24 protein-coding genes and 1 riboswitch are annotated in these 25,680 nt (G+C 74.1%); of the genes, 11 read left to right on the top strand and 13 right to left on the bottom strand.

What is annotated here, in order from left to right:
• Positions 1-13 precede the first annotated feature (13 nt).
• From amaP to ACWCSV_RS03715, 5 genes are all read right to left on the bottom strand, one after another.
• Positions 14-601 (bottom strand): alkaline shock response membrane anchor protein AmaP, encoded by a 588-nt coding sequence (amaP, locus tag ACWCSV_RS03735; RefSeq protein WP_451138202.1) that lies wholly within the window; start codon positions 599-601, stop codon positions 14-16.
• The gene (locus tag ACWCSV_RS03730; RefSeq protein ID WP_451138201.1) at positions 598-1,293 is read right to left on the bottom strand and encodes a DUF6286 domain-containing protein; all 696 of its coding nucleotides are present in this window, start codon (positions 1,291-1,293) and stop codon (positions 598-600) included. The genes amaP and ACWCSV_RS03730 overlap by 4 nt, the downstream gene beginning before the upstream one ends.
• Positions 1,290-1,643, bottom strand: coding sequence for an Asp23/Gls24 family envelope stress response protein (locus ACWCSV_RS03725; protein ID WP_451138200.1), 354 nt, complete (start codon positions 1,641-1,643; stop codon positions 1,290-1,292). Before ACWCSV_RS03725 ends, ACWCSV_RS03730 begins: the two co-directional genes overlap by 4 nt.
• Complete coding sequence (locus ACWCSV_RS03720) at positions 1,640-1,831, bottom strand: hypothetical protein (protein WP_451138199.1); 192 nt, start codon at positions 1,829-1,831, stop codon at positions 1,640-1,642. The genes ACWCSV_RS03725 and ACWCSV_RS03720 overlap by 4 nt, the downstream gene beginning before the upstream one ends.
• A gap of 108 nt (positions 1,832-1,939) precedes the next feature.
• Positions 1,940-2,419 (bottom strand): Asp23/Gls24 family envelope stress response protein, encoded by a 480-nt coding sequence (locus tag ACWCSV_RS03715; RefSeq protein ID WP_327175035.1) that lies wholly within the window; start codon positions 2,417-2,419, stop codon positions 1,940-1,942.
• 96 nt (positions 2,420-2,515) lie between these two features.
• Here ACWCSV_RS03715 and ACWCSV_RS03710 point away from each other — a divergent pair, with 96 nt between their 5' ends.
• Complete coding sequence (locus ACWCSV_RS03710) at positions 2,516-3,397, top strand: hypothetical protein (protein WP_451138198.1); 882 nt, start codon at positions 2,516-2,518, stop codon at positions 3,395-3,397.
• Positions 3,398-3,402: 5 nt separating this feature from the next.
• On the opposite strand, the gene ACWCSV_RS03705 is transcribed toward ACWCSV_RS03710, so the two are convergent.
• From ACWCSV_RS03705 to ACWCSV_RS03695, 3 genes are all read right to left on the bottom strand, one after another.
• The gene (locus ACWCSV_RS03705) at positions 3,403-4,194 is read right to left on the bottom strand and encodes an enoyl-CoA hydratase/isomerase family protein (RefSeq protein WP_451138197.1); all 792 of its coding nucleotides are present in this window, start codon (positions 4,192-4,194) and stop codon (positions 3,403-3,405) included.
• A gap of 145 nt (positions 4,195-4,339) precedes the next feature.
• On the bottom strand, positions 4,340-4,561 hold the full coding sequence (locus tag ACWCSV_RS03700; protein WP_266702971.1) for a helix-turn-helix domain-containing protein: 222 nt from the start codon (positions 4,559-4,561) through the stop codon (positions 4,340-4,342).
• Between the two features lie 384 nt (positions 4,562-4,945).
• On the bottom strand, positions 4,946-6,544 hold the full coding sequence (locus ACWCSV_RS03695) for an ABC-F family ATP-binding cassette domain-containing protein (RefSeq protein WP_327175038.1): 1,599 nt from the start codon (positions 6,542-6,544) through the stop codon (positions 4,946-4,948).
• 200 nt (positions 6,545-6,744) lie between these two features.
• Here ACWCSV_RS03695 and ACWCSV_RS03690 point away from each other — a divergent pair, with 200 nt between their 5' ends.
• Positions 6,745-7,164: a VOC family protein gene (locus ACWCSV_RS03690; protein ID WP_451138196.1), complete on the top strand. Its 420-nt coding sequence runs from the start codon at positions 6,745-6,747 to the stop codon at positions 7,162-7,164.
• Positions 7,165-7,186: 22 nt separating this feature from the next.
• Here the strand turns inward: ACWCSV_RS03690 and ACWCSV_RS03685 are convergent, their stop codons facing one another.
• The 3 genes from ACWCSV_RS03685 to ACWCSV_RS03675 all read right to left on the bottom strand — a co-directional run bounded on the left by ACWCSV_RS03685 (position 7,187) and on the right by ACWCSV_RS03675 (position 10,711).
• Positions 7,187-8,506 (bottom strand): hypothetical protein, encoded by a 1,320-nt coding sequence (locus ACWCSV_RS03685; protein ID WP_451138251.1) that lies wholly within the window; start codon positions 8,504-8,506, stop codon positions 7,187-7,189.
• 225 nt (positions 8,507-8,731) lie between these two features.
• Positions 8,732-9,859, bottom strand: coding sequence for an alpha/beta hydrolase (locus tag ACWCSV_RS03680; protein ID WP_451138195.1), 1,128 nt, complete (start codon positions 9,857-9,859; stop codon positions 8,732-8,734).
• 168 nt (positions 9,860-10,027) lie between these two features.
• Positions 10,028-10,711, bottom strand: coding sequence for a class II aldolase/adducin family protein (locus ACWCSV_RS03675; protein WP_451138194.1), 684 nt, complete (start codon positions 10,709-10,711; stop codon positions 10,028-10,030).
• 311 nt (positions 10,712-11,022) lie between these two features.
• Here ACWCSV_RS03675 and ACWCSV_RS03670 point away from each other — a divergent pair, with 311 nt between their 5' ends.
• The 7 genes from ACWCSV_RS03670 to ACWCSV_RS03640 all read left to right on the top strand — a co-directional run bounded on the left by ACWCSV_RS03670 (position 11,023) and on the right by ACWCSV_RS03640 (position 19,666).
• Positions 11,023-12,312, top strand: coding sequence for an inorganic phosphate transporter (locus ACWCSV_RS03670; RefSeq protein ID WP_451138193.1), 1,290 nt, complete (start codon positions 11,023-11,025; stop codon positions 12,310-12,312).
• 12 nt (positions 12,313-12,324) lie between these two features.
• Positions 12,325-12,555, top strand: a complete 231-nt coding sequence (locus tag ACWCSV_RS03665; RefSeq protein ID WP_451138192.1) for a hypothetical protein — start codon at positions 12,325-12,327, stop codon at positions 12,553-12,555.
• Between the two features lie 161 nt (positions 12,556-12,716).
• Positions 12,717-12,831, top strand: a riboswitch (cobalamin riboswitch).
• Between the two features lie 134 nt (positions 12,832-12,965).
• Positions 12,966-13,961, top strand: coding sequence for a cobalamin biosynthesis protein (locus ACWCSV_RS03660; RefSeq protein WP_451138191.1), 996 nt, complete (start codon positions 12,966-12,968; stop codon positions 13,959-13,961).
• Entirely contained in the window at positions 13,958-15,598 is a 1,641-nt protein-coding gene (locus ACWCSV_RS03655) for a cobyric acid synthase (protein ID WP_451138190.1), read from the top strand. Before ACWCSV_RS03660 ends, ACWCSV_RS03655 begins: the two co-directional genes overlap by 4 nt.
• The gene (locus ACWCSV_RS03650) at positions 15,595-17,682 is read left to right on the top strand and encodes a putative cobaltochelatase (protein WP_451138189.1); all 2,088 of its coding nucleotides are present in this window, start codon (positions 15,595-15,597) and stop codon (positions 17,680-17,682) included. The genes ACWCSV_RS03655 and ACWCSV_RS03650 overlap by 4 nt, the downstream gene beginning before the upstream one ends.
• Positions 17,682-18,296: a cob(I)yrinic acid a,c-diamide adenosyltransferase gene (cobO, locus tag ACWCSV_RS03645; RefSeq protein ID WP_358762947.1), complete on the top strand. Its 615-nt coding sequence runs from the start codon at positions 17,682-17,684 to the stop codon at positions 18,294-18,296. The genes ACWCSV_RS03650 and cobO overlap by 1 nt, the downstream gene beginning before the upstream one ends.
• Before the next feature lie 38 nt (positions 18,297-18,334).
• Positions 18,335-19,666, top strand: a complete 1,332-nt coding sequence (locus tag ACWCSV_RS03640; RefSeq protein ID WP_451138188.1) for a cobyrinate a,c-diamide synthase — start codon at positions 18,335-18,337, stop codon at positions 19,664-19,666.
• Positions 19,667-19,751: 85 nt separating this feature from the next.
• Here ACWCSV_RS03640 and ACWCSV_RS03635 read toward each other — a convergent pair whose 3' ends face one another.
• Positions 19,752-20,474 carry a ZIP family metal transporter gene (locus ACWCSV_RS03635; protein ID WP_451138187.1) on the bottom strand — a complete coding sequence of 241 codons (723 nt, stop codon included), beginning with the start codon at positions 20,472-20,474 and terminating at the stop codon, positions 19,752-19,754.
• A 186-nt stretch (positions 20,475-20,660) separates the two neighbouring features.
• Between ACWCSV_RS03635 and cobC the strand changes: the two genes are divergently transcribed.
• A complete protein-coding gene (gene cobC / locus ACWCSV_RS03630) occupies positions 20,661-22,235 on the top strand; it encodes an Rv2231c family pyridoxal phosphate-dependent protein CobC (RefSeq protein ID WP_451138186.1) in 1,575 nt (524 codons plus the stop codon).
• 185 nt (positions 22,236-22,420) lie between these two features.
• Here cobC and ACWCSV_RS03625 read toward each other — a convergent pair whose 3' ends face one another.
• Entirely contained in the window at positions 22,421-23,698 is a 1,278-nt protein-coding gene (locus ACWCSV_RS03625) for an SCO1860 family LAETG-anchored protein (RefSeq protein ID WP_451138185.1), read from the bottom strand.
• A 433-nt stretch (positions 23,699-24,131) separates the two neighbouring features.
• Between ACWCSV_RS03625 and ACWCSV_RS03620 the strand changes: the two genes are divergently transcribed.
• Entirely contained in the window at positions 24,132-25,643 is a 1,512-nt protein-coding gene (locus ACWCSV_RS03620; protein ID WP_451138184.1) for a PH domain-containing protein, read from the top strand.
• The last annotated feature ends 37 nt before the right edge of the window (positions 25,644-25,680 follow it).

Genomic DNA, 25,680 nt, shown 5'->3' with positions numbered 1-25,680 from the left:
TGTACCGCTTCCGTCAGGTGACGCGTTCCGCGCGGTGCTTGACGGCCTTCAGCAGCACCTCGGCCGGCAGCTCGTCCAGTCCGGCCGAGGCGCGGGCGTGGGCCAGCGCCTCGTCGGAGAGGCCGCGGAGCGCCTCCGCCGGGACGGCGTGCGGTTCCAGCCGCATGCGGACCCGGGCCTGCGGAGCGGTCCGGCGGCCGGTCAGCGTGACCTGGGCGCGGGCGACTCCGTCGAGGTTGCCGGCCTCCGCGGCGAGGACGCCCTCCAGGGCCCGGCCCCGCAGCAGCGCCCCCTCGCCGTCGCCGCTGTCGACCAGCACTTCGGCGAGCCGGGCCCGCCGCAACTGGGCGAGGAGCCACCACAGGGCGAGGACGACGAGCACGGCGAGGATCGCGATGACGGTCGGCCACCACCAGCCCTCGTCGCGCCAGCGGCCCCGGTCCGCGTCACTGAGCAGCACGTCGGACTTCCCGCTCCACGGGAACCAGGACGGCACCGCGGCGCCGAGGCCGGTGGCGAGCACGGTGCCGCCGACGGCGACGAGGATCAGTCCGGCGAGGGCGAGCAGCACCCGGTTGACCGTGCGGAGCATGGCGCTCATCCCTTCTTGGCGGCCCGGCGGACACGGACGGAGAGCTTCGGCGGTCTGGCGAGGCCGAGTTCGGCGATGGCGGTGGTGAGCGCGGACTCGAGGTCGGCCCGTACCTCGCCGAGTTCCCGGAAGTGCGAGACGGCCCGGACGGCGGCCTTGCGGCGTCCCGATCTGACGCGTACGGACTGCACCCCGGACACCTCCACGGCCCGGTCGCGCAGGACCAGGGCCGCGGCGGTGCGGTCGAGGGCCGCGTGCACCCCGGGGTGCCTGCGGCTCATCGTCAGCAGGGAGCGCAGCCCCGGGGTGAGGGCAATCAGGAGCAGCCACAGACCGAGGGCGGCGGCGATCCCGGCGCCGGTGAGCACCCAGACGTCGTCGAGGGAGCGTTCGGCGAGGCCGTCCGCCAGCGAGCGCCGCCACCGCATCGCCGGGTGGTCGGCGCGTACGGCGGCCACGTCGTAGAGGAAGAGCCCCGAGGCGCCGAGCACCACGAGCGCGAGAAGGGCGGCGGGGACGCGGCGGGCCGACCAGAAGCGTCCGGCCCGTCCGCGGACCGGCTCCTCCGGCGTGGGGAGGGGCTGGTAGGTGGACGAGGAGGCGTTCCGTTCGGGGCCGAGCGGCTCCGGGGTGACGACGGGGAGCCGCTGGGTGCCGTGCTCCGGGCCGTCCGGCCCGTCCGGGTACGAGGGTTCGCTCACCGGATCCTCCCCTGTCCCGAGGAGCCCGTCGCCGCCGAGTGCAGGCGTTCGATCCGTACGGCCACCTCGGGCACCTCCATTCCCGCCAGCGTCCTGACCCGCTCGGCCACCTGCCGGCGTACGGCTCCGCACTGGCGGCCGATGTCGCTGGGGTAACCGAGCTCCAGGCTGACGTGTACCCGGGCTGAGTCCCGGTGAACGGTGACCGAGGCGCTGGGCGGTGAGCCGTCCTCGGGGACCCCGTCGATCGCCTCCCGGGCGGCCTGTGCCGCGATCTTCGCGACGACCCGGTCGGCGATCCGGGTCTCGCCGCGCTCAGCCGCGGGTACCGGGCCGGTCAACGGGGTCACCGTCGCCGGTCGCCGCGCTCGCGACTCCGGAAGAAGTCGCCGGGTTCCCAGTCGCCGTCCAGGAAGCGGCCGGCGATGAAGCCGACCACGCCCAGTGCGGCGACCAGCAGGAAGGCACCGAATCCACCGAAGTACCCGGCGAACCCGAGTGCCATGCCGGCCACCATGCCGACCACGGCCATGCTCATGCTGACTCCTCAACTCCCTCGACGCGCAGGGGTAAACGGGATCGGTGGGCCGGCCGGCCGCCGGGCCACGGGGCGTGACGGGACGCCGGGCGCACGGTGCGGCCCGGACTACTGGACCCGGGAGGAGGACCCGTCGTCCTCGTCGTCCTCCTCGTCGGGCAGCTTGACGTCGCTGACCGCGATGTTGACCTCGACCACTTCGAGCCCGGTCATCCGCTCCACGGCGGCGACGACGTTCTCCCGGACGTCACGGGCCACCTCGTGGATGGCAACGCCGTAGTCGACGACGATCTCCAGGTCGAGTGCGGCCTGGGACTCGCCGACCTCGGCCTTCACCCCGCGGGCGGGCGACTTGCCGCCCCCGCCGGGCACCCGGTCGCGCATGGCGCCGAAGCTGCGGGAGAGCCCGCCGCCCATGGCGTGCACACCGTCGACGTCGCGGGCCGCGAGCCCGGCGATCTTCTCGACGACACCGTCCGCGATCGTGGTCCGCCCGCGGGTCCCGGCGTCGCCGCCGCCGCGCTTCGTCAGGCTCCTGCCTTCGCCGGAAGCATCCGGGCCGGGGCGCTGCGTGGTGGTCTCACTCATGGCCGCTCATCCCTTCGATGGGGCAGGGGAGTACTTCCTTGCCCACACTAAGTGCGCCAGCCCGGGACCGCGCTGCGGATGCGGCAGGCTGGGGCGATGACAACGGCGGACGGCGCCCGGCGGGCGGATGGATGGACGGCCTCGGTGCGTGAGCGACTGGGGCTTGGCCGGTTGCTCCCTCTGGGCGGTCCGGCGGACGGAGCGTGGATCGCCGAGCGGGCCGCCGCTTCGGTTCTGCGGGACTCCACGGCGGGGCCCGGCGCGGTGCTCGGGCGGCTGCGCATCGGCGCGGCGACGGCGGGCACCACCCCCGGTGCGCCGGAGGGAGGCCCGGGGCGGGAGGCCGGAGCCGGGCCCGGAGCGGGTCCGGGAGGGCGGTACGGCGAAGGGCTGAGGGACGAACCCCGGGAGGGGCGCGCCCAGGGGCCGCCCGCGCCTCCGAGCGCGCTGCCGCCGGGTCCACTGCGGATCGAGGCGGAGTTCACCGCCACCGCCGACCGGCCGCTGCCCACGTCCGCCGCGCTGCTCCGGGAAGCCCTGATGGACGCCGCGTCGCGGCGGCTGGGGCTCGATGTAACGGAGGTGGACCTGCGGGTGACGGGCCTGCTGGACGCGGGGACACCCCCGGCGGGGACTTCCCCGGCCGGCCCGGCTCCGGCGGCCACGCCGGCGTCCGGCCAGCGGGCGGACGGGGAGCGGGCGGCCTTCCCCCGGCCGGAGGTCCGCGCGGGGCGGGACGACGGGGCCGCGGGGCTGGCCGCCGCCGCGGTCCCCGGCGTCGTCTCACTGACCCAGGTGCTGGGCGCGCCGGTGACCGCGTCCGCCGGTCACGTACGCGTCGAGGTGGCGACGGCCGGCGGGCACCGGGCGCTCGACGTGGCCCGTGCGGTGCGCACCGCGGTGACGGGTGCGCTGGAGGACGGCCCGCCGGTCTCGGTGCTGGTCACCGCTGTGGTGGAGGCCCCGGAGACCGGCTGACGCCGTCAGTCGGTGAGGCCGGCCAGGTCGCGCAGACGGCGGCCCTGGGCGGCGCGCTCGGCGGCGCGCTGCTCCTCGTAGGTGCGCTGGACGGCGCCGCGCAGCAGTGCCTTGGTCTCGATCACGGCGTCGCGCGGCGCGGCCAGCAGTGCGGCGGCCAGGTCCTTGGTCGCGGCGTCGAGCTGGTCGGCGGGGACGACGAGGTTGGCGAGGCCCGTGCGCTCGGCCTCCGGGGCCAGCACGAAGCGGCCGGTGGCGCATATCTCCAGCGCGCGGGCGTACCCCACGAGGTGCACCAGGGGGTGGGTGCCCGTGAGGTCGGGGACGAGCCCGAGGCTGGTCTCCCGCATGGCGAACTGCACGTCCTCGGCGGCGATCCGCAGATCGCAGGCGAGGGCGAGCTGGAAGCCCGCCCCGATGGCGTGGCCCTGCACGGCGGCGATCGACACGATGTCGTTCCGCCGCCACCAGGTGAATGCCTCCTGGTACTCGGCGATGGTCGCGTCGAGCCCTGCTGCGGGCCCGCGCGCCATGTCGAGGAAGGACGGCTCACCGTCGAAGCCCTCGGGAGCGAACGCCTGCCGGTCGAGGCCCGCGGAGAAGGACTTGCCTTCGCCACGGAGCACCACGACCCGCACGGTGCCGGGGACGGCCCGCCCGGCCTCCGTCAACGCCCGCCACAGAGCGGGAGACTGAGCGTTGCGTTTGGCCGGGTTGGTCAGGGTCACCGTGGCGACCGCGTCATCGACGGTGAGTCGTACGCCGTCCTTGTCGAGCAGCGGGTCGAGCGAGGTCATCGTGCGCCTCCGGATCGGGGTGCTGTCAGCACTTCACTTGATAAGTGACTGAACAGTAACCACCTGGCCGGCCGTCTGGCCGACCGGGTGGTCCACCCCGGTTCCGGTGGGCCTTCCGCCCGCGCCCGGAACCCGCCGCCGACCGTCAGGCCGATGCGGCCTTCTTGCCGCGTGTGGCTCCGCCGCGTCCCCGCAGGGTCACGCCGGACTCACTCAGCATCCGGTGGACGAATCCGTAGGAGCGGCCGGTTTCCTCGGCCAACGCCCGGATGCTCGCCCCGGAGTCGTACTTCTTCTTCAGGTCTGCCGCGAGCTTGTCGCGCGCGACGCCGGTAACCCGGCTGCCCTTCTTCAGAGTCTCGGCCACCCGTGCCTCCTCATGGGAAGTGCGCTCTGGTTTCTCATGATCACCCCTACCGTGCGCCCTGGCCACCCATTCGGCAAGGTACGTACAACCCGATTCCGGGCCAGGGAAGGGCGCCGCGGAAGCGGAATGAAGCATTCCGAGGGGCTCAAGAGGCAGGTGGGGAGAGCACGAAAGAGAAAGCGCAGGTCAGGGCTGTCCGGGGGGAAAGCACGGATATGACTGCGCCCGGCAGGTATCTGCCGGGCGCCGCGCCGAAGGATGAGACCGTCTCGCACAGATGAGGGATCACGCGTAGGCCGAATGATCCATTCGGGGTGGATCATTCGATCGGAGCGGCCTCGGACGCTCCCGAACCGGTCGCTCCGGGGCGTGCGGCCCGGCCGGTCAGGCCAGGGCGACCAGGTCGCGGTAGTCGGCACCCCAGAGGTCCTCGACCCCGTCGGGGAGCAGGATGATGCGCTCGGGCTGGAGCGCCTCGACCGCGCCCTCGTCGTGCGTGACGAGGACGACCGCGCCCTTGTACGTACGCAGCGCGCCGAGGATCTCCTCGCGGCTGGCCGGGTCCAGGTTGTTGGTGGGCTCGTCGAGCAGCAGGACGTTGGCGGAGGAGACGACCAGTGTGGCCAGGGCCAGACGGGTCTTCTCGCCACCGGACAGGACGCCCGCGGGCTTGTCCACGTCGTCACCGGAGAAGAGGAACGAGCCCAGCGTCTTGCGGACCTCCACCAGGTCGAGGTCCGGGGCCGCGGAGCGCATGTTCTCCAGGACCGTGCGCTCCGGGTCGAGGGTCTCGTGCTCCTGGGCGTAGTAGCCGAGCTTGAGGCCGTGGCCCTGGATGATCTCGCCGGTGTCGGGCTTCTCGGCGCCGCCGAGGAGGCGCAGCAGGGTGGTCTTGCCGGCGCCGTTGAGGCCGAGGATGACGACCCGGGAACCCTTGTCGATCGCGAGGTCGACGTCGGTGAAGATCTCCAGCGAGCCGTACGACTTGGAGAGGCCCTCCGCCATCAGCGGGGTCTTGCCGCAGGGCGAGGGCTCGGGGAAGCGCAGCTTGGCGACCTTGTCGGAGACCCGGACCGCTTCCAGCCCGGCGAGCAGCCGGTCGGCGCGCTTGGCCATGTTCTGGGCCGCGACGGTCTTGGTGGCCTTGGCGCGCATCTTGTCGGCCTGCGAGTTGAGGGCGGCGGCCTTCTTCTCGGCGTTCTGGCGCTCGCGCTTGCGGCGCTTCTCGTCGGCCTCGCGCTGCTGCTGGTAGAGCTTCCAGCCCATGTTGTAGACGTCGATCTGCGACCGGTTGGCGTCCAGGTAGAAGACCTTGTTGACGACCGTCTCCACGAGGTCGACATCGTGGGAGATCACGATGAAGCCGCCCCGGTAGGACTTGAGGTAGTCGCGCAGCCAGACGATGGAGTCGGCGTCGAGGTGGTTGGTGGGCTCGTCGAGGAGCAGGGTGTCGGCGTCCGAGAAGAGGATGCGGGCGAGCTCGACACGGCGGCGCTGACCACCGGAGAGGGTGTGCAGCGGCTGGCCGAGCACCCGGTCCGGGAGGCTGAGGGCCGCGGCGATGGTGGCGGCCTCGGCCTCGGCGGCGTACCCGCCCTTGGTGAGGAACTCCGTCTCCAGGCGCTCGTACTTCTTCATCGCCTTCTCGCGGGTGGCGCCCTTGCCGTTCGCCATCCGCTCCTCGTTCTCGCGCATCCGGCGCAGGATCTCGTCCAGGCCGCGGGCGGAGAGGATGCGGTCCCGGGCGAGGACGTCGAGGTCGCCGGTGCGCGGGTCCTGCGGGAGGTAGCCGACCTCGCCGGAGGAGGTGATCGTGCCACCGGCGGGGGTGCCCTCGCCGGCGAGGCACTTGGTGAGGGTGGTCTTGCCGGCGCCGTTGCGGCCGACGAGGCCGATGCGGTCGCCCTTGGCGATGCGGAAGGACGCGTTTTCGATGAGGACGCGGGCGCCGGCGCGCAGCTCGATGCCGGAAGCGGTGATCACGGTAAGACTCCAGGGCGGTATGGACGGCGGAGGGACGAGGGCGGAGGTCTCTCGACGCCGCTAATGCACAAGGAGAATTGCCATGGGCCCATTCTACGGGCGGTGCGCAACTCCTCCGCCGTGCACGGGCCCGGACCGCCGGACGGTGCCAGAATGAGACGGGGATCACATACCCGGCGAGTGGCGGAGGGTGACGTTCCATGACGGAGACGGCGCACGGCACACCCACGGTCTTCCCGACGGTCCTGTACGACGACGCGAAGGCGGCGATCAGGACGCTGACCGAGGTGCTGGGGTTCACCGAAGAGGCGGTGTACGAGGGCGAGGACGGCGCCGTGGTCCACGCGGAGCTGTCCTTGGGCAACGGCCGGGTGATGCTCGGGTCCCGGGGACGCGAGGGCGTCTTCGCGCGGGCCATGGCGGGCGGGGGCCCGGTCGGTGTCTACGTGGTCCTCGACTCGGCGGAGGCCGTGGACCGCCACCACGCGCGGACGGCGGCGCACGGGATGGAGATCCTGATGCCGCCGACCGACCAGGATTACGGCTCGCGGGACTACATGGCCCGGGACGCCGAGGGCAACGTGTGGAGCTTCGGGACGTACGCCCCGGGCGCGGTCTGAGAGGCCGTGCCCGGGGCGAGGGTCAGGCGCGGCTGCCGCCGGTGTGCACCTGGAACGCGGCCCGGCGCATCGCCTTGGCGAGCGCGGGGTCCGGGTGGGCGGCGGCGAGCGCGACCAGGACCTGGACGGTGCGCGGGTGGCCGACCGCCCGGACCTCGTCGAGCAGTGCCGGGACGGTGCCCTGGACAGCGGTGTCCAGATGCCGCACGAGCAGCCCGGTCTCGCCGTGGTCGGCGACGGCCGCCGCGGTGTCCACCCAGAGCCAGGTTGCCTCTTCCCGGCTGAGCACCTCCTGGGCGTCGTCCGGGTCGGCGCCCTCGTACTCGGCGAGCCAGAGCAGGGCGTACGGGCGGAGCGAGGGGTGCGTGACGACCGCGCGGACCTCGGGCTCGGCCGGGGCGCCGACGACGCGCAGCGCCTCGAAGGCCAGCCCGCGGAGCAGCGCGTCCTCGCCGCGGGCGACGCCGAGCAGTTCGGCGACGGCGCTGCCGACCGTACGGGCGGCGAGCCAGGCGCGGTACTCGGCGCGTGCCGGGCCCGGGGTGAGCGAGGCGCAGCCGAGGAGCATGTCGGCGGCGGGCTGCTCGATGTTCCCGGCCGGGCTCTGCGCGGCGACGCAGATCTGCTCCAGTTTGACCCAGACCGCCCAGTTGCCGAGCGGGGTGAGGGTCGCGAGGCCCGGTTCGAGGGTGAGCGCGCCGACGGCGGCGAGGCCCTCCAGGGCCCAGTCGAGCAGCAGGGCGTTCAGCTCGTCGGAGGGCGCGGCGGGGGTACCGGTGTCGACGGGCCCGCCCTCGGCTCCGGGGGCGTAGGGCACCTCGCAGCGTTCCTCGTGGAGTTCGGCGACGCGCTGGCCGAGCAGGTCGAGGAGGACGGGGACGGGGACGGGTCCGGCCGAGAGCTGGAGCAGCGACAGGACCTGGGGCACCGCCTCGATCGCCTCGGCTACGGCGGTCGCCTCGATGCCCTCGGGCGAGGCGTGCACGAGCGACCACGCGTCGAAGAGCGCGACCCAGCCGCGGAGGACCGCCGAGTCGTCGCGGTCCCAGGCGCGCAGGCGCCAGCCGGGGCGCACGGTGTCGCCGTGCAGCTCGACGAGACCGGCGAGCCGGGCGCGGTCCCAGCCGGCCAGCACCCGCTCGGGGGTGAGGCCCAGCTCGGCGGCGGCACGGTCCAGTTCGGGTGCGGCGAGCGAGGCCGTGCCGGGGCTGGTGCCGTCGGCGGCCCAGTGGGCGACCCGTACGTCCGCGGCGAGCACCTCCCTGGCCTGGCGGGCCAGTTCGGTGCGTGGCGGAGTGCCCTCGGGCGGGCGGGGAGCGGGCCTGGTGCGGCGGGTGGTCACGGCCTTGCGCGCCGTGGCGAGGGGTCGCGGGCGGACAAGTCGCAGCCTGGAGTCGCGCGGGTTACGGGACGTCACGGGGAGCAGTCTTGCCTCTGACGGGCCGAAAGCCCAAACGGAGGCCGCCCCGCCTCATCCGGGCGACCCCGCCGGGCCGTCATCAACCGGGCGGTTTGCCCCCAACTCTCACATCATGGCTCCCGGATCGGGACTCCCGGGTCCCGGCTCTCACATCAGAGGGGTGAGAAAGCGGCGGAGGGTTTCCTCGTAGGCGGCGGGGCCCAGGTTCCACATCGACGCGTGGGGGGCGTCGGGCACGGTGTGCAGGGCGACGAGGTCGGGGCGGAGCGCGGCGAGTTCCCGCGAGGGTCCCCAGGGGGCCAGGGTGTCGCCGGGTCCGTGGAAGATCAGCGTCGGGACGCGCAGAACGGTCGGCAGCCTGCCCTGGAGGAGCGGGGTGCCCCGCAGTCCGGTCCGCCCCTGGGCGGCACGGACGGCGAGCGGCATCAGCGCGGACGGGACGCCGCGGGCGGCGGCGAGGGCGCGCAGGGTGGTTTCCCAGTCCATCACCGGGGAGTCCAGCACCAGGCCGGCGACGCGGTCGCGGAGGGCGGAGTCGACGCAGGCGTGCAGCGCCATGGTGGCGCCGGTGGACCAGCCGAGCAGGACGACTTTCTCGGCGCCGTAGCGGAGGGCGTAGCGGATCGCGGCGTCGAGATCGCGCCATTCCGACGCGCCGAGGTGGTCGAGTCCGTCCGGGGAGCGCGGGGCTCCGGCGTCGCCGCGGTAGGCGAGGGAGAGCACCGGGAGGCGGAGGTCGTTCAGGAAGCCGGTCACGTTCAGGGTGTGCTCGCGCGTGGTGCCGATGCCGTGCAGGGCGATGACCCAGGTGGAGCGGTCGGCCGGGACGTACCAGGCGGGCAGTGCGCCGAGCTCGCCGGGGATCTCCACCTCGTGGTGGACGAGGCCGAGGGCGGTGCCGGGGTCGCCCCGGTGCACTTCGGGGGTGGCGCGGACGCGGGTGCCCGGCTCCAGGGAGCCGTGGGTGACGCGTTCGAGACGGCGGACGACGGTGTCGGCGGAGAACGCGGGATCCTCGGTCACCGGGCCCACGACCGCGTGGACGTCCCGCCCCGCCAGACCCCAGAGTCCGGGGCGCAGCGAGGCGAAGGAGCGGGTCAGGATCACCTGCCCGGGCGCCGTCGCGTGCACGGTCAGGCCGCGGTCGGCCGGGAGGGGGCGACCGGCGGGGACCGTGAGAGCGGTACCGCCGGCATATCTGCCGGCGGCGACCGCTGCCGCGCCGGCGCCGAGGATCGTGGAGACGGCCGCTGCCGTCGCTGTTGCCGGGCGCACGGCTTCAGTCTTGGGGCAAGGCCGTACCGGGGGCCAGCGGGATGGGCCGTCCGGTGGGCCCGGCGTGTCGTGGGGCGTGTCGGTGCGGAGCGGGGCCGGGGGGTGTGGTGGGGCGTGTCGGTGCGGGCACGGCCGGGGCCGGGCGGGCCGGGGCGTGCGGTGGCGGGTTCAGTCGCGCTGGCCGTAGCCCCGGAGCGCCTCGGCGGCCTCGTCGAGCTGGTCCCGGGAGAGCAGGGACGGGGCGTGGCCGGGGACGGAGCTCGCCGCGAGCCACACCCGGCAGAGCCATTCCAGCTGGGCGGTGCGGTCGTACGCCTCGTCCAGGCTCGATCCGTGGGTGACGGTGCCGTGGTTGCGGAGCAGGCAGCCGGTGCGGTCGCGGAGGGCGTCGAGCATGTGCGCGGCCAGCTCGGGGGTGCCGTAGCGGGCGTATCCGGCGGTGCGGACCGGTCCGCCGAGCATCGCGGCGGCGTAGTGGACGGCCGGGACCTCGTCGACGAGTGTGGAGACGGCCGTGGCGTGCACGGCGTGCGTGTGGACCACGGCGCGTGCGCCGGTGGCGCGGTAGACGGCGAGGTGGAGCGGGAGCTCGCTGGTGGGGGTGAGGGTGCCGAGGGTGCGGTGACCCGCGAGGTCGACGCCGAGCAGGTCCTCGGGTCGGAGCCGGTCGTACGGTACGCCGCTCGGGGTGACCAGCACGGTGTCGCCGACGCGTACCGAGACGTTGCCGGAGGTGCCGACGACGAGTCCCTCCGCCGCGGTCCGGCGGGCCGTGCGGACGAGGTCGTCCCAGGCCCGGGAGAGGGCGTCCGGTCGTGGTTCCTGCCGCTTTTCCGCGCTCTCCTCAGCCATGGAGGAGATCATAAGGACCGCCGATACGGCCTTCCTGTGAATCGGAAGCGAACCGGGCGGCCGGCCCGGACGTGACCGGAACGACATTTACCGGCCTGTCCGGGCTTGTCCGGCTTCCCCGTGCGGGCCGGAAACGCTGGTCGAGGGCAGCTCCCCCACCGGCACCGGAGGCCCGGCCGCCCTCTCGCGCCCAGAAGCGGAATCCCCGGCCCGACGGCAGGGGCACCACAATGCCCCGCCCAGTTCATCTTCCGTTCACTCAGGTTGCTTACGTTCCACGTGCCAATGACGTCGAACGATTGCCTGGGTAAATGGAACACATCACACTGCTGCTCGCGATAGTCGTCGCGACAGCGCTCGTGTTCGATTTCACGAACGGTTTCCACGACACCGCCAACGCGATGGCCACCACCATCTCGACCGGCGCTCTGAAGCCCAAGACAGCAGTGGCGATGTCCGCCACCCTCAATCTGGTCGGCGCGTTCCTGTCGGTGGAGGTCGCGAAGACGATCTCCGGCGGGATCGTCGACGAGGACGGCCTGAGAACCGAGGTCATCTTCGCGGCGCTCGTCGGCGCCATCCTGTGGAATCTGGTGACCTGGCTGGTCGGTCTGCCCTCCAGCTCGTCCCATGCCCTGTTCGGCGGACTCATCGGTGCCGCCGTCATGTCCGCGGGCTGGTCCTCGGTGAACGGCGGCACCGTCGTCACCAAGATCCTGCTGCCCGCCGTCGCCGCCCCGCTGGTGGCCGGTGCCGCCTCGATGCTGGCGACGAGGCTGTCGTACCGCGTCAACCGGAACGTCACCGACGAGGCGCAGCTGAAGTCGACGGCCAAGGGCTACCGGGCCGGGCAGATCGCTTCGGCCGGTCTCGTCTCGCTCGCCCACGGCACCAACGACGCGCAGAAGACGATGGGCATCATCACCCTGGCCCTGGTCACCGGCGGCGTCCTCTCCCCCGGCTCGAACCCGCCGGTCTGGGTGATCTGCTCGGCCGGTCTGGCCATCGCCATGGGCACGTACTTCGGCGGCTGGCGCATCATCCGCACCATGGGCAGCGGGCTCACCGACCTCCAGCCGCAGCAGGGCTTCGCCGCACAGACCAGCGCGGCGACCGTCATCCTGGCCTCCTCGCACCTCGGCTTCTCGCTCTCCACCACGCAGTCGTGCTCCGGCGCGGTGATGGGTGCCGGGCTCGGCCGCAAGGGCGGCACGGTGAAGTGGTCCACCGCGACCCGGATGTTCGTGGCCTGGGGCCTCACGCTCCCGGCGGCGGGTCTGGTCGGCGCGGGTGCCGAGTTCCTGACCCGGCAGGGCACCTGGGGCATCGTCCTGGTCGCCGCGCTGCTCGTCGCCGGCTCCGGCGCGATCTGGTGGCTGTCGCGGCGCAAGCCGGTCGACCACACCGACATCGCCGAGGCGGACGAGCCCGGAGCCGTCGCCACCCCGATGCTCGACGCGATCCCCTCGCAGCTCCCCGGGGCGTCGGCCGCCGGCCTTCCGGTCACCGGCCTCACCGCCACGATCCCGTCCCCCCTCTCCGCCGCGTCCGTACCGGCCGCGGCGACGACCACCGACCCGGCCCGTCCGGCCGCGGTGTAAGGACTCGCCCCCATGAAAATCGACTGGGCAGCTCTCGCCACCGTCTTCGGTGTCAGCCTCGTGGTCACCGTGGCGCTCGTCGGCTTCTTCAGCCTCGGCGTCGTCACTCTCGCCAAGAAGGCCGGGGCCGCGCTGAACGGCGGCTCCGGATCGTCCGCCGCTCTGGCGCGTACCGGCGCGTACGCCTGCTTCGCGCTGTGCGCGGCGGCGGTCGCGTACGGCATCTATCTGATCGTCGCCTGACCCGCTCTCCTCGCGGACTTGTCGCCCCCCTCGGGCCGGACACACCTCGTGTGTCCGGCCCGATGTGCGTCCGGGCACACTGCGCCCCCGCAGGTCAACGGCGAGTTGACGGGCCTTCGCGCAGCGTGGTGGACTGCCGGAGCCATTCACGGCGACAGCAGAGGAAGCCGGTGCGAATCCGGCGCGGTCCCGCCACTGTCACCGGGGAGCGGCGCCCCGGCGTGCGTGCGTGTGACGGACGACCGGGGTGGCCGCCGATCCGGGAGCCAGGACACTCTCGTCGCCGTCTCGTCGAACCAGGGCGCGGACCCTGAGTGAGGACATACGCCATGCCTGGCCGCCGTGCGCCCGTTTCCCTGTCAGCCGTCCCAGCCGGTCCGGGACCGCTCCGGCACGCGGCGGGCTGAGCCGTGCGTGCCGACCGCGTCTTCGCGTACGGCGCCTCGGCGGGGCTGATCGCCGACCGGTTGCTGGGCGATCCCCGCCGTGGCCATCCGGTCGCCGGGTTCGGCCGGGCCGCCGCCGCCGTGGAACAGCGCCTGTGGCGGGACCACCGGGGCCGGGGCGCGCTGCACACCCTGGTGTGCGCCGGAGGCGCCGTGGGGGCCGCCGCGCTCGCCGCCCGTGCCGTACGCCGCAGCCCCGTGGCCGCCGTCGCGCTGACCGCCGCCGCCACCTGGTCCGTCGTCGGCGGTACGTCGCTGGGCCGCGAGGCCAGGGCCATCGGCGCGGCGCTGGACGCCGGGGACGTCGAGGCGGCCCGGGAGCGGCTGCCGCATCTGTGCGGCCGTGACCCCCAGGCGCTCGACGGTCCGGGGATCGCCCGTGCCGTCGTGGAGTCGGTCGCGGAGAACACCTCGGACGCCGTCGTGGGCGCCCTGGTGTGGGGCGCGCTGGGCGGGGTCCCCGGGCTCGTCGGCTTCCGCGCGGTGAACACCCTGGACGCGATGGTGGGCCACCGCTCGCCGCGCCACCGCCGCTACGGGTGGGCCTCGGCCCGCCTGGACGACGTGGTGGGCTGGCCGGGTGCCCGGCTCACCGCCGCCCTGGCCGTCGTGGCCGGGGGGCGGCCGGGGCAAGCCGTCCGGGCCTGGCGCGCGGACGCGGGCCGGCATCCGAGCCCGAACGCGGGCCCGGTGGAGGCCGCGTTCGCGGGGGCGCTCGGCGTACGGCTGGGCGGGACCCTCGCGTACGGCGGGCGGGTCGAGCACCGGCCGGTGCTGAACGGCGCCGAGGGGCGGGCCGTGGCCGTGGAGGCGGGCGACGTCGAGCGCGCGGTGCGGCTGTCGCGCCGGGTGGGCGTGCTGGCCCTGGCCGTCTGCGTCGCGGGACGGCTGGTGGCGGGACGGCCGGCGGCGGGACGGCCGGCGGCGACACACATGATCACGGATCGGGGACGGGCATGAGCGGCAGCGGGAACGCGACGAGGGGCGGCGGGCTGCTCGTCGCCGGCACCACCTCGGACGCCGGCAAGAGCGTCGTCACGGCGGGGATCTGCCGGTGGCTGGTGCGGCAGGGGGTGAAGGTCGCCCCGTTCAAGGCGCAGAACATGTCACTGAACTCCTTCGTGACCAGGGAGGGCGCCGAGATCGGGCGGGCGCAGGCCATGCAGGCGCAGGCCGCCCGGGTCGAGCCGTCCGCGCTGATGAACCCGGTGCTGCTGAAGCCCGGCGGCGACCGGTCCAGCCAGGTCGTGCTGATGGGCAGGCCGGTGGGCGAGATGAGCGCGCGCGGCTACCACGGGGGCCGGCAGGAGGCACTGTTCGGGACGGTCGTGGACTGCCTCGATCAGCTGAGGGGCACGTACGACGCCGTGATCTGCGAGGGGGCGGGCAGTCCGGCCGAGATCAATCTGCGGCGGACCGACATCGTGAACATGGGCGTCGCCCGGGCCGCGCGGTTCCCGGTGCTGGTCGTCGGCGACATCGACCGGGGCGGGGTGTTCGCCTCGTTCTTCGGTACGACGGCACTGCTGAGCGCCGGGGACCAGGAGCTGGTCGCGGGCTATCTGGTCAACAAGTTCCGCGGTGACGTGTCGTTGCTGGAACCGGGCCTGGACATGCTGCTGGGGCTGACCGGGCGGCGGACGTACGGGGTGCTGCCGTTCACGCACGGCCTCGGCATCGACGAGGAGGACGGTCTGCGGGTGTCGCTGCGCGGGACCGTCCGGGAGTCCGTCGTGGCGCCGCCGCACGGCGAGGACGTGCTGCGGGTCGCGGTGTGCGCGGTGCCGCTGATGTCGAACTTCACGGATGTGGACGCGCTGGCCGCCGAACCGGGCGTGATCGTGCGGTTCGTGGACCGGCCGGAGGAACTGGCCGACGCGGACCTGGTCGTGGTGCCCGGTACCCGGGGGACCGTGAGGGCATTGGAGTGGCTGCGCGCCCGTGGTCTCGCGGACGCCCTGGCCCGGCGGGCGGCCGAGGGCCGTCCGGTGCTGGGGATCTGCGGCGGTTTCCAGGTGCTCGGCGAGCGGATCGAGGACGAGGTCGAGTCGCGGGCCGGTGTGGTCGAAGGGCTGGGCCTGCTGCCGGTACGCGTCCGGTTCGCGCGGGAGAAGACCCTGGCCCGGCCGGTCGGTACGGCGCTCGGCGAGCCGGTGGAAGGGTACGAGATCCACCACGGCGTCGCCGACGTGCGGGGCGGCGAGCCGTTCCTGGACGGCTGCCGGGTGGGCCAGGTGTGGGGGACGCACTGGCACGGGTCGCTGGAGAGCGACGCGTTCCGGCGGGCCTTCCTGACGGAGGTCGCCCGGGCAGCCGGGCGGAGGTTCACGGCCGCTCCGGAGACCAGCTTCGCCGCGCTGCGCGAGGAGCAGCTGGACCTGCTGGGCGACCTGATCGAGGAGCACGCGGACACCGACGCCCTGTGGCGACTGATCGAGCGCGGTGCCCCGGCGGGGCTGCCGTTCGTCGGCCCCGGCGCGCCGGTGCTGCCGGGCGCGGGCGCCGACGTGGGGTCCGTACCACCTGTCGTGACGCCTGCCGCACCGCTTGCCCTGACGCACACGAACGTTTCCGACACCATCCAGGAGGCCCTGTGAGCACGCCGTATCCGTTCACCGCAATCGTCGGCCAGGACGACCTGCGGCTCGGGCTGCTGCTGAACGCCGTGTCACCGGCGGTCGGCGGGGTGCTCGTGCGCGGCGAGAAGGGCACCGCGAAGTCCACCGCCGTGCGGGCGCTGGCGGCGCTGATGCCCGAGGTCGCGGTGGTGCCGGGCTGCCGGTTCTCCTGCGATCCGGCGTCCCCCGACCCGGCGTGCCCGGACGGTCCGCACGCGGCGGCGCCCGGTGCGTCGCGGCCGGCGCGGACGGTGGAGCTGCCGGTCGGCGCCTCCGAGGACCGGCTGGTCGGGGCCCTCGACATCGAACGGGCGCTCGCCGAGGGCGTGAAGGCCTTCGAGCCGGGTCTGCTCGCCGACGCGCACCGCGGCATCCTCTACGTGGACGAGGTCAACCTCCTCCACGACCACCTGGTGGACCTGCTGCTGGACGCGGCGGCGATGGGTGCCTCGTACGTGGAGCGCGAGGGCGTCTCCGTACGGCACGCGGCGCGGTTCCTGCTGGTCGGCACGATGAACCCGGAAGAGGGCGAGCTGCGGCCGCAGCTGCTGGACCGGTTCGGTCTGACCGTGGAGGTGGCCGCGTCCCGGGACACCGATCTGCGGGTGGAGGTCGTGCGGCGGCGCCTGGCGTACGACGACGATCCGGCGGCCTTCGCGGCGGCGTGGGCCGGAGAGGAGAGCGCGCTGCGCGAGCGGATCACCGCGGCGCGCGCCCTGCTCCCCCGGGTCGTGCTCGGCGACGGGGCGCTCCGGCGGATCGCCGCGACCTGCGCCGCGTTCGAGGTCGACGGGATGCGCGCGGACATCGTGATGGCCCGGACCGCGACCGCGCTGGCCGCCTGGGCCGGGCGCGACGAGGTGACCGCCGACGACGTGCGCCGGGCCGCCCTGCTGGCCCTCCCGCACCGGCGGCGGCGCAACCCCTTCGACGCCCCGGGGCTCGACGAGGAGAAGCTCGACGACACGCTCCGGGAGGCCGCCGAGGAGGAGAACCGGCGGGACGAGGGGCGGAGCGGTGACGGTGAGCCCGATCCGGACCCGGACTCCGATCCCGATCCCGACGGGCCGGGCGACGGGGGCGGCCCCGGCGGAGGAGTGCCGCCGCAGGGAGGCGGCCCCGAGGACGCGTCGGCGCCCGGGTCTCCGGCCTCGTCCTCCCCGGAGAGCCAGGGTTCCCCGGAGAGCCAGGGTTCCCCGCAGGGCCCGGGCGCCCCGGCCGGCGGTGAGCAGCAGCCGGTCGCGGCGGCGGAGCCGTTCCGTACGAAGATGCTGAGCGTCCCCGGACTCGGCGAGGGCGCGGCGGGACGCCGGTCCCGGGCGCGTACCGAGCACGGCCGGACGACCGGCGCGCGACGTCCGGAGGGGGCTCTGACTAAGCTGCACCTGGCCGCGACGGTCCAGGCCGCCGCGCCGCACCAGCGGGCGCGCGGCCGGTCCGGGCGGGGGCTCGTGGTGCGCCGGGACGATCTGCGGCAGGCGACGCGGGAGGGGCGCGAGGGGAACCTCGTGCTCTTCGTGGTGGATGCCTCCGGGTCGATGGCGGCCCGGCAGCGGATGAGCGCGGTGAAGGGCGCGGTGCTGTCGCTGCTGCTCGACGCGTACCAACGGCGCGACAAGGTCGGCCTGGTGACGTTCCGGGGGCGGGACGCCGAGCTGGTGCTGCCGCCGACCTCGTCGGTGGACGCGGCCGCGGCCCGGCTGGAGACGCTGCCGACCGGGGGGCGTACCCCGCTGGCCGCGGGTCTGCTGAAGGCGCACGACGTACTGCGGGTGGAGCGGATGCGCGATCCCTCGCGGCGTCCGCTGCTCGTGGTGGTGACGGACGGCCGGGCGACCGGTGGGCCGGAACCGGTGGCGCTGGCCACGCGGGCGGGAAGGCTGCACGCCGCCGAGGGGACCGCGTCCGTCGTGGTGGACTGCGAGTCGGGGATCGTACGCCTCGGGCTCGCCGCACAGCTCGCCCGCGATCTGGGAGGCACCGCCGTCACGCTCGACGAGCTGCGGGCCGACTCGATCGCCGGGCTGGTCAAGGATGTCAGAGCAGCCGGGAGGGCCGCGTAATGCCGCAGGGACAGCCGACTTCGGTACCGGACGACGGGCTCACCACCCGTCAGCGCCGCAACCGTCCGCTCCTCCTGGTCCACACCGGGATCGGCAAGGGGAAGTCGACGGCCGCGTTCGGGCTGGCGCTGCGCGCCTGGAACCAGGGGTGGCCGATCGGGGTGTTCCAGTTCGTCAAGTCGGCGAAGTGGAAGGTCGGCGAGGAGAACGCGCTGAAGGTCCTCGGGGCCAGCGGCGAGGGCGGCACGGTCGCCTGGCACAAGATGGGCGAGGGCTGGTCGTGGGTCCAGCGCGGGCCCTCCGGCGAGAACGACAACACGGCGAACGAGGAGAAGGCCCGGGAGGGCTGGGCACAGGTCAAGCGCGACCTCGCCGCCGAGACGTACAAGCTGTACGTGCTCGACGAGTTCGCCTACCCGCTGCACTGGGGCTGGATCGACACCGAGGACGTGGTGGAGACGCTGCGGAACCGTCCCGGCACCCAGCACGTGGTGATCACCGGCCGCAACGCACCGCAGGCGCTGCTCGACGCGGCGGACCTGGTGACCGACATGTCGAAGGTGAAGCACCCGATGGACGCGGGTCAGAAGGGCCAGCGAGGCATCGAGTGGTGAGTGTTCCCCACGGCACTTCCGGCGGTGTACCGCGTCTCGTGATCGCCGCGCCGGCCTCCGGCAGCGGCAAGACCACCGTGGCGACCGGGCTGATGGCCGCCTTCGCCGCGCGCGGGCTCGCCGTCTCCCCCCACAAGGTGGGCCCCGACTACATCGACCCGGGCTACCACGCGCTGGCCACCGGCCGGCCGGGCCGCAACCTCGACGCCTACATGTGCGGGACCGGCCTGATCGCGCCGCTCTTCGCGCACGGGTCGGCGGGGTGCGACCTGGCGGTGGTCGAGGGCGTGATGGGTCTCTTCGACGGGGCCTCGGGCCGGGGCGAGCTGGCGTCGACGGCGCAGGTGGCGAAGTTGCTGCGGGCACCGGTGGTGCTGGTGGTCGACGCCTCCTCCCAGTCGCGGTCGGTGGCTGCCCTGGTGCACGGGTTCGCGGCCTGGGACCCCGGGGTGCGGATCGGCGGGGTGATCCTGAACAAGGTGGCCTCCGACCGGCACGAGATGCTGCTGCGGGACGCCCTGGAGGAGTCCGGGCTGCCGGTGCTCGGGGTGCTGCGGCGGGCCGCGCAGGTGGAGACCCCGTCGCGCCACCTGGGGCTGGTGCCGGTGGCCGAGCGGCGCACCGACGCCGTGGACGCGGTGGCGGCGATGGGCGAACGCGTGCGGGCCGGCTGCGACATGGACGCGCTGCTGGCACTGGCCCGGACCGCTCCCCCGCTGACCGCCGAGGCGTGGGAGCCGGAGTCGTACGCCCCCTCCGGGCGGCGGCCGGTCGTCGCCGTGGCGGGCGGGGCGGCGTTCACGTTCGCGTACGCCGAACACGCCGAGCTGCTCACGGCGGCGGGCGCGGATGTCGTCCCCTTCGACCCGCTCCACGACGAGAAGCTCCCCGAGGACACGGCGGGGCTGGTCATAGGCGGCGGTTTCCCCGAGGTGTACGCCCCCGAGCTGTCGGCCAACGAACCGCTGCGCCGGGCGGTCACCGCCCTCGCGGAGAGCGGGGCGCCGGTGGCGGCGGAGTGCGCGGGGCTCCTCTACCTGGCGCGCGAGCTGGACGGCCGGCCGATGTGCGGGGTGCTGGACGCGAGCGCCCGGATGTCGGGGCGCCTGACGCTCGGTTACCGGGAGGCGGTCGCGGTCGCGGACAGCTCGCTCGCCGCGGCCGGGACCCGGGTGCGCGGCCACGAGTTCCACCGGACGGTGCTGGAGCCGGGCTCGGGGCCCGTACCGGCCTGGGGGATGCACCTGCCGGAACGCCGGGTGGAGGGCTTCGTCCGGGGCGGGGTGCACGCGAGCTATCTGCACACGCACTGGGCGGGGGCGCCGGGGACGGCCCGGCGGTTCGTCGAGCGGTGCGGGGCGGTGCGCTGAGGGCCGTTCCGTACGGCGCCGCGGGCCCTCTCCCCCGATGGCGGAGGGTCCGCTCCACGGCGGAGGGAGCTGCGGGCCGGTTCGCTCAGTCCGCGATGCCGACGACCAGCCAGATGAAGCCGACTCCGCAGATCGTGCAGAGCACGGTGGAACGGGCCGGGTGGTCGTGGTGGGCCTCGGGGAGGATCTCGGCGGCGGCGAGGTAGAGCAACGCCCCGCTGAAGAAACCGAGATACGCGCCGAGCAATTCCTCCGGAAGAGTGAACACGAGGGTGGTCGCCGCGCCCACGATCGGGGCGATCGCGTCCGCGAAGAGCATCAAGAACGCCTTGCGGCGATTGTTCCCGTAGAGACTGGTAAGGGTGTAGGTGTTGAATCCGTCGGCGAAGTCGTGGGTGATGACGGCGAGCGCGACGGCGGCCCCCATGCCGGCGCCGACTTGGAAGGCGGCGCCGAGCGCGACCCCGTCCATCAGGCTGTGGCCCACCATCGCGGCCGCCGCCGTCAGCCCGACCTGGGGCACGCGCTCTTCGCCCGCCCCGTGTGCCGCCTGGCGCACGGCGAGCAGGCGCTCCACCAGATGGGCCAGCAGAAAGCCCCCCACGAACAACAGCAGGGCGGCGGGCACCCCCGCCACGGGCCGCCCCGCCGCATCGATCGCCTCCGGCAGGAGGTCGAGACCGACCACGCCGAGCATCAGCCCGCCGGCGAAGCCGAGCACCAGGTGGCGGCGGTCGGTGACGCGTTGCGCGACCCAGCCGCCGGCCAGAGTCATCAGGAACGCGCCGAGCGCGACGAACACCGCCATGGGCCCTTGCTAGCCGATCGGGCCGGTTGCCCGCATCTCCGCCGTCTCCGAGATCTCCCCCGTCTCCACCGTCTCTGTCGTCCCCGCCATCTCATCCGTCTCCGTAATCTCCGCAGGAGCGCCGTACGCCACCGCCGGGTGTCCCGAGGACTCCCGGCGGTGGCGGCCCGTACGAAAGGACTGTCCGTGACCGCAAGCGCAGGGGCCGCAGACCCATCCCCCGCACCCGTCGCCGGGGCGGGTCTCGTCGTCGGTGTGGGCGCCCGCCGGGGTGTCCCCGGCGAGGAGGTGTCCGCGCTGATCGAACAGGTGCTGCGGACGGCGGGCCTCGCGGTCGCCGACGTGGTCGAACTGGCCACTGTCGAGGCGAAGACCGCGGAGCCCGGCATCGTCGCGGCGGCGGCACGGCTCGGGGTGCCGTTGCGCGGCCGGTCGGCGGCGGAGCTGACCCGGGTACCGGTGCCCGGGGCGTCCGAGGCGGTCGCCGCGCTGGTCGGTACGGTCTCGGTGGCGGAGGCGGCGGCGCTCTGCGCGGCGGACGAACTGGTGGTCCCGAAGACGAAATCGGCGCGGGCCACGTGCGCGGTGGCCCGGCGGAGCGGACCGCGCGCGGTTCTCCCGGAAGCGGAATCTTCAGCTGCGCCGGTGACGGGAGGCGCCGCGCCCACCACCATGGCAGCCATGACACCCCCCACGCGGTACATCGAGAGCGGCGGCCCCGACCTGCGTCACCACGGCGACGCCGAGGTACGCGGCAGGCATCTGACCGATCTCGCCGTGAATGTCCGGACGAACACCCCGCCGCACTGGCTGCGGGAACGCATAGCGGCCTCCCTCGGCGGACTCGCCGCCTACCCCGACGGCCGTGCGGCGCGGGCCGCCGTCGCCGCCCGGCACTGCCTCCCGGTGAGCCGGGTGCTGCTCACCGCGGGGGCGGCCGAGGCGTTCGTGCTGATCGCCCGGGCGCTGCCGGCCCGGCGGCCGGTCGTGGTGCACCCGCAGTTCACGGAGCCGGAGGCGGCGCTGCGGGCGGCCGGGCACGAGGTGGGGCGGGTCGTCCTGCGGGCGGAGGACGGGTTCCGGCTGGACCCGGCGATGGTGCCGGAGGACGCCGACCTGGTGGTCGTCGGCAATCCGACCAACCCGACGTCCGTGCTGCACCCCGCCGGTGTGCTGGAGGCGCTGGCGAGACCGGGGCGGACCCTGGTGGTCGACGAGGCGTTCATGGACGCGGTGCCCGGGGAGCGCGAGGCGCTCTGCGGGCGTACGGACATCCCGGGCCTCGTCGTGCTGCGCAGCCTCACCAAGACGTGGGGGCTGGCGGGGCTGCGGATCGGCTACGTGCTGGCCGACCCAGGGGTGATCGCCCTGCTGGAGGAGGCGCAGCCGCTCTGGCCGGTTTCCTCGCCTGCGCTGGCGGCGGCCGAGGCGTGCATGGAGCCGCGCGCGCTGGCGGAGGCGGCCTGCGCGGCGGACCGGATCGCGGTGGACCGGGCCCATCTGCTGGCGGGCATCGCTGAGTTCGGCGAGATCGAGGTGGTGGCCCCGGCCCAGGGGCCGTTCGTGCTGATCCGCCTCGAGGGTGCGGCCGAGCTGCGGGAGGGGCTGCGTTCCCTGGGGTTCGCGGCCCGGCGCGGGGACACCTTCCCGGGGCTCGGACCGGACTGGCTGCGGCTCGCGGTCCGGGACCGGGTGACGACGAACCGCTTCCTCCAGGCGCTGGACCTGGCCCTCCAGGCGCTGCCGGTGGGGGCGGGGTGAGCGAGGGCCGTGGTCGTCCGCGGACGGTACGGCCGGTCCGCGCGCCCGCCTGAGCGTGCGGACCGGCCGGGCCGCGTGCCCGGCCCGGCCCGGATCCCGGATCCCGGATCCCGGATCAGCCATGCCCGGCCGTCCCCCGCCCTTACGGCGGCCGGTCGCGGACCCTCTGCCCGGTGGCGGTCCGGTCAATCCCGGGCGCGCCTGCGGGCGAGGACGGTCGCTCCCGCGCCGAGCGCCAGCAGCAGGGCCGCGCCGCCCGCGATGAGCGGGGTGCTGGAGCTGCTGCCGGTCTCCGCGAGGTCGTCCCCGGAGACGGTGGCCGGGGAGTTGTCGGTCCCGGTCTGCGTCTTCACGTCGCCGCTGCCGCCGGAGGTGCCGGAGGTGCTGTCCGTGGAGCCGGTGTCGCCGGTGGTGCCGGAGGTGCTGTCCTCGGAGCCGGTGTCGCCGGTGGTGGCACCGCTGGTGGCGGTGTCGCCCGTGGAGCCGTCACCGCTCGCGCCGCTGTCCTCGTACCCGCCTTCCGTGAAGCCGGTGTCGCCCGTCGTACCGCTGTCGCCGGTCGTCGCGCCACCGTCGTCCGTACCGCCGTCGTCGGAGCCGCCGCCGTCCGAACCGCCGTCACTGTGCCCGCCATTGCCGGAACCACCGTGGCCGGAACCGCCGTCACCCGAACCACCGTGGCCGGAACCGCCGTTGCCGGTACCGCCGTTACCCGAACCGCCGTGGCCGGAACCGCCGCCGGAGCCGCCGTGGCCGGAGCCCGGCGTGCTGCAGGTCGCCTCCGCGAGGGTCAGCTCACCCTGGACATCCGCGACGTTGAGCTCGCCCGGGTTGAGGGAGATCCGCAGCTGAAGCGCGGCCGCGGCGGCGGTCTTCGAGGTGGTGCTGGTCTTCGACAGGTCGAGGGTCACCTTGCCGACCTTGGGCAGGTCCACCTCGGTCCGGCCGCCCGCGGTGAGCGTGACCCGCTTGCCGAGGACCGTCACGTGCCCGAGGACGTTCGAGGACGCGACCGGCCTCCTGCCGACCTCGCAGACGGCCTTCGAGGTGACCTTCTCGACGTCGATGAGCGGGAGGAACGGCAGGCCGGGAACCTGCACCCGGGCCTTGACGAGGTTGCTGTGCCCCTCCGCGCGGCGCTCGTCGACCGTGGCGCCCGAGGTCGCGACGTCGGCCCGCAGCACCTGGACCGGACCGGCCACGCCGTCCAGCCTCACGGAGAGCGCGGTCTTCTCGGCGCTCTCGGGGGCGTTGACCTCGTTGAGCGTGGCCTTGAGCGGCACGTCGACGGTCTTGTTGGCGAGCGAGACGTCGAGCGCCGTCCGGAGCACGACCGCGCTCGCCTTGCCCTCGTCCGAGCCCGTCGTCGCCGGAGCTGCGGCCTGCGCGGGGAACGCGGCGAACAGGGCGACGGGAGCGGCGGCGACCGCCAGGGCAGCGAGACGGAAGGTGTTGCTGTTCAAGATGGTGGAACCCCCACAAGAGACATGGAGCCACCGGCACCGTCCAATGGGGGACATCGCGTGCGCCGGTGGCCTCGACTCCGTGAATCTTTACGCACGAAGGGTGAACTGGCCGATACCTGACGCTAGTTCACCCCAAAGGGGGGTTTTAGCGTATGTATTCGAATCTGGCGGCACGTACGTTCCTCGGAGTCACCCGTTTCACCGAACGCAGTTCAGGCTCCGGGGGCTTGGGGGTACGGATCGAGCAATTTCAACGAGCGGGCCGCCCGATCGTTACTGTCTGTCAACGCGGCACCCGCGTCAGCGCGGTGGCCCCGGCTGCCGCCGGTGACACCGCCCGCACCAGGGGCGGAAGTCGGCAAGGTTACGGCCCCGAACACTGCCGCAGCCTGGACAAGAGCGCGGATCGGGCCGGTGGCAAGCTGTGCGTATGAGCGATGATCCGCGGCCGGCCCACCGTCCCGAATCCGGCAGAGCGTGGTCGCCCGTCGGACTCGGAGGCGCCGCCCCCGTCGTGCACGCCGGCGCGGACGGAGTGCGCTACCGGACTCCGCTGCGGCGCCGGAACGTGCCGTGGCAGGACGTGGTGGCCGTGCGCGTCCACCGGATTCACGTCAACTCCCGCTACCAGGAACGACGTCGGGTCAGTCTTCTGCTGCGCGACGGGCACGTCCGCAACCTGCCCCAGCCCCGGAGCTACCGGACCGCCGACCCGGAATTCGACGCGAAGGTGGCGGAGTTGCGGACACTGCGCCGCCGTTACGGGGCTCCCGCCGAACCGGAGCACCTGCACGTCATCACCGCGCGCAGCGGCGGGCACCTCCTGTTCGGGCCGATCGCCTGGAGCGTTCCGCTGCTCGTCGTGGCGGTGGTCGTCGCCCTCTGGGCCGTACCGAACTCCCTCGCGGACGAACGCGCTTGGCGGGCGGTCGTCCCGTGCACCGCCGCCACACCAGCCGCGAATCGCGACGAGTGCCTCTCCACGCTCCCGGGAGTGGTGGTGCGCACGGACTTCCACGAGCGCCGCAAGTACAACTCGCTCTACGTGTCGGCCGGTGGAGGGACCCGGCGCATTCGCGTGTCCCACGACATGGCCGGCGCCTACGGGCCCGGCGACCGCCTTGAGGTGACCTTCTGGCGCGGCTTCCCGAGGGCGTTCACCGGCGGACACGGGAACTGGAATGAACACCGCGCTCCGGCAGGGCAGTTGCTCGCCATCGCGGTGGCGCTCGCGCTCGGCGCCTGCTACCCCGTCGCCCTTGTCGTACAGCGGGTGCGTGCCCGCCGGCTGCCGGACGACGAGGTACTCCCCTCGGCCCTCCCCTTCGCGGGGGCGCTCTCCGTGACCGCCCTGTGGCTCCTGCCGCTCTGCGTCCTGCACCCCACGGACCCGCTCGGCTCCCCCGCGACGACCGCGTGGACCGTGGTTGGTACGGCGGTGTCGGTGGGGCTCCTCGTCCTCGCCTTCCGCACCACCCGCGTCCGGCCGCCCGGGCCCTCCGGCGCAGACGGGTCCGAGGGGGCCGAGGGGGCCGACGGGCCCGAGGGGGCCGACGGGTCCGACGGGCCCGAGGGGGCGGACGGTGCCGACGCGGAGGAGGTGTTCCTGCCCGCCCGTTTCCTGGAGGCCACCGAGTACAACCCGTACCACTTCGGCACCCATGTGGTGCTGGGCGGAGGCGAGGTGCTCGCGGTGGCTCCGCACGCGGGTCCAGGGCGGTTCGGGGTGAAGCGGGTGCCGGTGGAGCGGCTGACCGTGGTGCGCGTGCGGCGGGTCCGGGGCGAGGACGGGGACGAGGTTTCCAGCGGGTGGCACGTCGCCGAGCTGGACGACGCGGGGACCCCCGTCCGCCTCACCGCCGCACCCGGCGACCTGGCCCGGATCCTGCGCGCCCTGGGGCACGTACCTGGCGCCGTGGGTACCGAGGCGCCCGCGCGCTAGCCGGGGACACGCCCTTTGGACAGAAAGGACCTGACCC

It is taken from the genome of Streptomyces sp. NPDC001770 (genome assembly GCF_053596135.1).
Note: the sequence above shows the minus strand (reverse complement) of the source record. Positions and strands in the feature narration are given on the sequence as shown.

Coding starts and splice junctions, on each gene's coding strand:
- ACWCSV_RS03635 (WP_451138187.1), bottom strand. CDS start 20,474: ATGGCGGTGTTCGTCGCGCTCGGCGCGTTCCTGATGACTCTGGCCGGC.
- cobO (WP_358762947.1), top strand. CDS start 17,682: ATGCCGCAGGGACAGCCGACTTCGGTACCGGACGACGGGCTCACCACC.
- ACWCSV_RS03715 (WP_327175035.1), bottom strand. CDS start 2,419: ATGAGTGAGACCACCACGCAGCGCCCCGGCCCGGATGCTTCCGGCGAA.
- ACWCSV_RS03705 (WP_451138197.1), bottom strand. CDS start 4,194: ATGACCTCGCTCGACCCGCTGCTCGACAAGGACGGCGTACGACTCACC.
- ACWCSV_RS03620 (WP_451138184.1), top strand. CDS start 24,132: ATGAGCGATGATCCGCGGCCGGCCCACCGTCCCGAATCCGGCAGAGCG.
- ACWCSV_RS03710 (WP_451138198.1), top strand. CDS start 2,516: ATGACAACGGCGGACGGCGCCCGGCGGGCGGATGGATGGACGGCCTCG.
- ACWCSV_RS03655 (WP_451138190.1), top strand. CDS start 13,958: ATGAGCGGCAGCGGGAACGCGACGAGGGGCGGCGGGCTGCTCGTCGCC.
- ACWCSV_RS03670 (WP_451138193.1), top strand. CDS start 11,023: ATGGAACACATCACACTGCTGCTCGCGATAGTCGTCGCGACAGCGCTC.
- ACWCSV_RS03675 (WP_451138194.1), bottom strand. CDS start 10,711: ATGGCTGAGGAGAGCGCGGAAAAGCGGCAGGAACCACGACCGGACGCC.
- ACWCSV_RS03720 (WP_451138199.1), bottom strand. CDS start 1,831: ATGAGCATGGCCGTGGTCGGCATGGTGGCCGGCATGGCACTCGGGTTC.
- ACWCSV_RS03690 (WP_451138196.1), top strand. CDS start 6,745: ATGACGGAGACGGCGCACGGCACACCCACGGTCTTCCCGACGGTCCTG.
- amaP (WP_451138202.1), bottom strand. CDS start 601: ATGAGCGCCATGCTCCGCACGGTCAACCGGGTGCTGCTCGCCCTCGCC.
- ACWCSV_RS03665 (WP_451138192.1), top strand. CDS start 12,325: ATGAAAATCGACTGGGCAGCTCTCGCCACCGTCTTCGGTGTCAGCCTC.